Origin of the sequence: Synechocystis sp. LEGE 06083 (assembly GCF_015207725.1) — a bacterium.
Lineage (GTDB): Bacteria > Cyanobacteriota > Cyanobacteriia > Cyanobacteriales > Microcystaceae > Synechocystis > Synechocystis salina.
Genome location: NZ_JADEWJ010000242.1, coordinates 1 through 6,238, shown reverse-complemented (window position 1 = coordinate 6,238; position 6,238 = coordinate 1). Strand labels below are relative to the sequence as shown.

The following is a 6,238-nucleotide window of genomic DNA, read 5'->3' as shown; positions in this document are numbered from 1 at the left end:
GTTGNTGGTAGATGTCACCCACTGACAAAACTGTTCCCACAAGGAAGCGCTTTCGCGCTGTTGGAGAGTCGTTGTCATTTGGTTATAATTCCTTATGTATTTGTCAAGGTTCAGATTAGAACTGACTGTTAACACTTTAAAGGATTATTGGGGCTTTTGTAAAGCTTTGTAACGGAAAATTAATATAGGCAATGTTTATCAACAAGATGAGTTTTTCTTTTGCTTGCGTCTGCGAGGGGAGATTCTCTGCTAGGTAAGTGGGGCAGGAAAAACCGGAAAAACGAGATCGAACGGAAGGGTGCTAAACCTATCCATGTTCCTCCTCAATTTACCTCACATCACCTAGATGGTATTTTCTACCGACGGACTCGGATATTTTTAGCATCCAAGATAGAAGATATTTGGTATTTAACTGGCAGGAAAATTTTGCTCCTGACCGCTAAATTTCACCATTCATTAATGCTCCTATTTGTTTTTTTTAGTTAAGTTTAGTAAATTTTTCATTGTCCAAGAAATAAGTTAGGTAATGTTTTTCGCCCATAGTCCAAGTTCAGCTTCTAGGGAAAAAAATCCCCAAATAACTTGATATTTCGTAGCATTCAACACCGATCAATTGTTATTTGTCTCTAAAATAGATCTGAATGCGGACACCTCTGGTAAAGCGGGGATGACTAGATGTTCATATCAAGGTTTTTTCGCCTTTATAGACCAGTAACCTAGGAAATTACAGGAATTGGAATGACAAAAAAATCCAAAAAAGCTAAGCAAGATAAACAAAGTTTGACTACGGATCAAGTGCCTCGCTTGTCAGAGGGAGAAGGTAGCTCCAAACTCCCAAAGAAAAAGTATGAAGATGAACTAGCTCGATTACAGCTTGAATTAGTGAAAATGCAATATTGGGTGAAACACACTGGCACCCGCATTGTCATTTTATTTGAAGGGCGGGATGCCGCTGGCAAAGGGGGAACCATCAAGCGCATTACCGAACCCTTAAATCCCCGGGGCTGTAGGGTCGTTGCCTTGGGAACCCCCAGTGATCGAGAGAAGACGGAATGGTATTTTCAGCGTTACGTTCCCCATTTACCTGCCGGTGGAGAGATTGTCTGCTTTGATCGCAGCTGGTACAATCGTGCTGGTGTGGAACGGGTGATGGGATTTTGCACTGAGGAGCAGTATCAAGAATTTATGCATACATGTCCGGAATTTGAACGGATGTTGGTTCGTTCTGGCATCATTTTGCTGAAATATTGGTTTTCAGTCAGCGATGAAGAGCAAGAACGGCGTTTTCAGTCCCGTACTACCGATCCTGCCCGTCGTTGGAAACTCAGTCCCATGGATTTGGAGTCAAGGGACCGATGGGTAGAATATTCCCAGGCTAAGGATAATATGTTTGCTCACACTAATATCCCAGAAGCTCCCTGGTTCACGGTGGAAGCCGACGATAAAAAACGGGCTCGTCTTAATTGTATTAATCATGTTTTAAGCAAAATTCCCTATGTTGATATGACCCCAGAGCCGCTGGAGTTACCTCCCCGGACGATCGCCCCCCATAGTTACGTTCGTCCCCCCCTCAATGAACAATTCTTTGTACCACAAAGGTATTAGCAAGCCTTAAATAGTGTTTTAAAAGCCCCCCTCATTACAGTCGCTTTAATGGATCGATTCAGGGGGCAGACTGGAACTGGGGAAACAGAATTTTAGGACAGCAAATTTGTCCCTTCAGTTATCTGGCCAAAAGACGGGGCGTAGCGGTTAGAATGACTTCCACTTCCACCAGTCCAATGCGCTTTTCACAGGCAGACTTAATGCTGAGGCGTAGTTCATCTACCAACTCACCCTGGATAGGATGATGAACATTTAGATAAATCATGACCACATGAAATCTGCCTAGTTTTGACGAGGCCACATCGATTAACGTATAGTCCATCGCTTCGGGCATAGCTTCAGATACAGCTTCATGGATACTGGCAATAACCCTGGGGGAGGATGATTCTCCCGCAATCTCAGCTAAGGCATTTAAAAATGATCGGATGGGTTGATTAATTATCAAAGCCACTAGCACTAGTACAATAACCGAATCAATGACCGGCAGAATGAAGTGCAGGGGAGTGTTTTTTAACAGGGGTGCCAGTCCAAAGGCCAGACCTACTGCGGCACTGATAACGCCATCAATTAATGCCGATTGCTGTTCGGTCTTGAGAATATCGCTTCTTTTGCCTGTTTTGAGCCAATAGTAACGGTGGACGTAATATAGCCCGCCGCAGATGACTGTCATCCCCACTGAATAAATTACAATCAGACCGAGGACGATCTCTGAAAACTCATGGCCAGAGGCATAGGCAATGATCTTTGTGATGGCGGAAAATACGGCAAAGGCAAGGATGCCCAGTAAAATCACCGAACGAAATGTAATATAAATTGCTTCATCGGCGTAGTAGCCAAAGGGTCGAGTTTTATCCCAGGGTCGCATGACCGATTCCCCTACCCTTGCAGCAACCAGAGATGACAAAAAGTTAATACCAGAATATAAACCATCCACCAGTAATGCATCGGCATTGGCCATCCAGGCTGTTAAAATGCCGGCGATCGCCATAATCACATTGCCGAAGCGGGCTATTTTGAGGGATCGTTTTTCAAGAATAGTCAGGGAGGTGGAGGAAGAAACCATGGTGATCTTTTTAACTTTGCATCGGCGACTAAGCTCAGACCCCCGCATTTAGTTGAGCCTTTGCCAAACTCTTTTCAGTTTAGATAATAGTCGGGGATGCAGTTGCGTCCCATATCCCCATGGCAAACTTGAATTTATTCGTCATATTGCCCCTGGGTCCCGCCACAGTGCTCCATTAACATTTGGCCAATGTCGGCCAGAATGCCAAAGCCAGAATCATTGGTCACCATGGCGATCGCCAGAAGGTCGGCATCCGGGCAAAGATTCTGATATTTTTAGGGGGATGTATTTTGGGGTAATGGGGAAAAATTAACTAATGTCAAAGTCTAAAGTTGCTTTGCTGACAGGTATCACGGGGCAAGATGGCTCCTATCTGAGTGAATTGTTGTTGGAAAAGGGCTACCAAGTCCATGGCATCATCCGTCGTACTTCCACCTTTAATACCGACCGCATCGATCATCTTTATGTTGATCCCCATGATCCTGAGGCCAAACTCCGGCTCCATTACGGTGATTTGACCGACGGCACCACCCTGCGCCGCATCTTGGAAGATGTCAAACCGACGGAGATTTACAATCTGGGAGCCCAATCCCACGTGCGGGTGAGCTTTGATTCCCCGGAATACACGGTGGATTCGGTGGCCATGGGAACGCTACGTCTCTTGGAAGCAATTCGGGATTACCAACACCGCACCGGCATCCAGGTAAGGTTCTATCAAGCTGGTTCCTCGGAGATGTTTGGCAAAGTGCAAGACATCCCCCAAAAGGAAACCACCCCTTTTTATCCCCGTAGTCCCTACGCCTGTGCCAAGGTTTACGGCCATTGGCAAACGGTTAACTATCGCGAGTCCTATGATTTGTTTGCCTGTAATGGCATTTTGTTCAACCACGAATGTGTCACCGCCGAGACCCCGGTAATAATCCGGAAGAATGGATTAATCGACATTTTACCGATTGAAGATGTAGTCCCCCATCGGACCGATGCCAGTCATGGTCACCGTTATACAACGGATCTCTCCCCCGAAAACCGTTTTGAAGTCTGGGATGCCAATGGTTGGACAGAAGTTACTTGCATGACGGCAACTTGGAATGGAGCTAAACGTGACCCTAGTAAAAATAAGCAGGTGCATCGTATTGCGGCCAGGGGGGCAGTCTATCAGGCCACGAGTGACCATGTCGTCTTTGTAGAAAAAAATGAACAGGCTTCAGAATTACCAGCTGGAGATGTAAAAGTAGGCGATCGCCTGGCCCTGATCAACTTACCCCAACCCACAGACCAAATTGATTTGACTGAGACTGAAGCTTGGTTGTTGGGAATGATTGCGGCGGAAGGTTATGTCAGTGAACAGGGCAAAGTACAGGTAACCAATCAGGATTCCGTATTATTGGACAGAGTTGAAGCGTCTTGGCGCAAGATTACCGGGGGCAGTTCTTCCCGATATGTTGGCCATTCTGGCTTTGAAGGCGGGGGAGAAGTAATCCAACTGCGCCTGAATGGAAATCCTGAATATGGTCGTTACATCTACAACTCCCTTTATAGCCAATGTGGGCACAAACGTATTCCCAAAAGAATTTTGAATGCTTGTTATCAAGAACGTATTGCTTTTTTGCAGGGTTTTAATGCCGGGGATGGACTAAAAAGTACTCCTTGTACCTACGAGTTCCAAGGATTTCGGACTGCATCTCCAGTATTGGCCGCCGGACTTTATTGGTTGGGGTTAACTACTCTAGAACAGCGGGCTATTATCTGCATTGAGGAAAGAGAAGACCGAGTATACTATCAAATCAATCTCAATTCGCCCAATACCCAAAATAATAAAGGGCAACATATGCGTCGTCCTTTGGAGGAGGTAGTAAAGGCTAAGCCCATTGAATACGAACATTGGTTGTTTGATTTTGCTACCACCAGCGGCACCTTTCATGCTGGTATCGGCCAAGGCTGGATTCATAATTCCCCCCGCCGGGGAGAAACCTTTGTAACCCGGAAAATTACCAGGGCGATCGCCAGAATTGTGGCCGGCACCCAAAAGAAACTGTATTTGGGCAATATCGACTCCAAAAGGGATTGGGGTTACGCCAAGGATTATGTGCGAGCCATGTGGGCCATGTTGCAACAGGAACAGCCCGATGACTATGTGGTAGCCACAGGGGAAACCCACGAAGTTAAGGAATTTTTAGAAATTGCCTTTGGTTACGTCAACCTCAACTGGCAGGACTATGTTGCCTTTGATGAACGCTATTTGCGCCCCGCCGAAGTGGATCTATTGATTGGTGATCCAACCAAAACGAAAGCTCAATTAGGTTGGCAACCCTCCGTCAGCTTCACAGAATTGGTTCATTTAATGGTGGAGGCAGACTTAGCCGTTCTTGGTTTAACTTCCCCTAACCAGAGTGAAAGGGTTCGGGAGCTTATGACCCAGGACATGGCCTTCATTCGGAGCCAGAATGGCCATGCTGTCGATTAATCTGGGTTGACCGTGTTAACTACTGCCTCAATATAAGGCGCTTTAGCAACTCTCCCTAGCCTCCAAATTTTGGGGGAATAGAGATAAAAGTCCCCTATTTTTGCAGGACTTAGGGGGCGCACAAAGACTTGGCTAACCCCTTCCTTAACTCAATATTTTCTTTACCAACCATGCTTTCCTTAGAAAATCAGCGTATTTTGGTCACCGGTGGAGCCGGCTTTTTAGGCAAACAGGTCGTTGCCCAACTAATTGCGGCCGGTGGCGATCGCCAAAAAATTACCATTCCCCGCTCCAAGGATTGTGATTTGCGGCAAGCGTCAGCCTGTGAGCAGGCAGTGGAAAATCAGGACATTGTCATTCACCTGGCGGCCCATGTGGGGGGCATTGGTTTAAACCGGGAAAAACCCGCCGAATTATTCTACGACAACTTGATGATGGGGGTGCAGTTAATCCACGCCGCCTATGAAGCCGGAGTAAAAAAATTCGTTTGTGTGGGTACCATCTGCGCCTATCCCAAATTTACCCCCGTTCCCTTCAAGGAAGATGATTTATGGAACGGTTATCCGGAAGAAACTAACGCCCCCTATGGTGTAGCCAAGAAAGCTTTGTTAGTACAGTTAGAGTCCTACCGTTTGCAGTACGGTTTTAATGGCATTTACCTATTGCCAGTGAACCTTTACGGCCCAGAGGATAACTTTGATCCCCGTAGTTCCCACGTCATTCCCGCATTAATTTACAAGGTTTACGAAGCTCAACAAAGGGGCGATAAACAACTGCCAGTATGGGGCGATGGCAGTCCCACTAGGGAATTTCTCTACTCCACCGATGCAGCCCGGGGCATTGTCATGGGCGCCCAAGCCTACGACAAACCAGACCCCGTTAACCTAGGCACCAATTTTGAGATTTCCATCAAGGATTTAACCGAACTAATCTGTGAATTAATGGAGTTCGACGGGGAAATTATTTGGGAAACCGATCAACCCAATGGCCAGCCCCGCCGATGTTTGGATACCACCAAAGCCAAAGCGGAATTTAACTTTGAGGCCCAGGTGTCCCTGCGGGAAGGATTGAAAAATACCATTGCTTGGTATCGACAAAAACGGGGC

At 46.5% G+C, this 6,238-nt stretch carries 4 protein-coding genes and 1 pseudogene; 4 read left to right on the top strand and 1 reads right to left on the bottom strand.

Annotated elements, in window-relative coordinates:
* Window positions 1–738: 738 nt before the first annotated feature.
* Window positions 739–1,605, top strand: coding sequence for a polyphosphate kinase 2 (gene ppk2 / locus IQ219_RS15740; RefSeq protein ID WP_199309704.1), 867 nt, complete (start codon window positions 739–741; stop codon window positions 1,603–1,605).
* A gap of 118 nt (window positions 1,606–1,723) precedes the next feature.
* Here the strand turns inward: ppk2 and IQ219_RS15735 are convergent, their stop codons facing one another.
* Window positions 1,724–2,668, bottom strand: coding sequence for a cation transporter (locus tag IQ219_RS15735; RefSeq protein ID WP_194073231.1), 945 nt, complete (start codon window positions 2,666–2,668; stop codon window positions 1,724–1,726).
* 316 nt (window positions 2,669–2,984) lie between these two features.
* On the opposite strand from IQ219_RS15735, the pseudogene IQ219_RS20195 reads away from it, so the two are divergent.
* The 3 genes and pseudogenes from IQ219_RS20195 to IQ219_RS15725 form a co-directional block, all read left to right on the top strand.
* Window positions 2,985–3,566, top strand: a pseudogene (locus IQ219_RS20195) (GDP-mannose 4,6-dehydratase); the annotation flags it as partial.
* A 174-nt stretch (window positions 3,567–3,740) separates the two neighbouring features.
* Window positions 3,741–5,132 carry a GDP-mannose 4,6-dehydratase gene (locus IQ219_RS20575; protein WP_368667617.1) on the top strand — a complete coding sequence of 464 codons (1,392 nt, stop codon included), beginning with the start codon at window positions 3,741–3,743 and terminating at the stop codon, window positions 5,130–5,132.
* Window positions 5,133–5,302: 170 nt separating this feature from the next.
* On the top strand, window positions 5,303–6,238 hold a 936-nt coding region (locus IQ219_RS15725; protein ID WP_194020184.1), incomplete at its 3' end, for a GDP-L-fucose synthase.

What these genes read in the sequence shown, in the direction of transcription:
- IQ219_RS20575 (WP_368667617.1), top strand. Translation starts at nt 3,741, where the DNA reads ATGACGGCAACTTGGAATGGAGCTAAACGTGACCCTAGTAAAAATAAG.
- ppk2 (WP_199309704.1), top strand. Translation starts at nt 739, where the DNA reads ATGACAAAAAAATCCAAAAAAGCTAAGCAAGATAAACAAAGTTTGACT.
- IQ219_RS15735 (WP_194073231.1), bottom strand. Translation starts at nt 2,668, where the DNA reads ATGGTTTCTTCCTCCACCTCCCTGACTATTCTTGAAAAACGATCCCTC.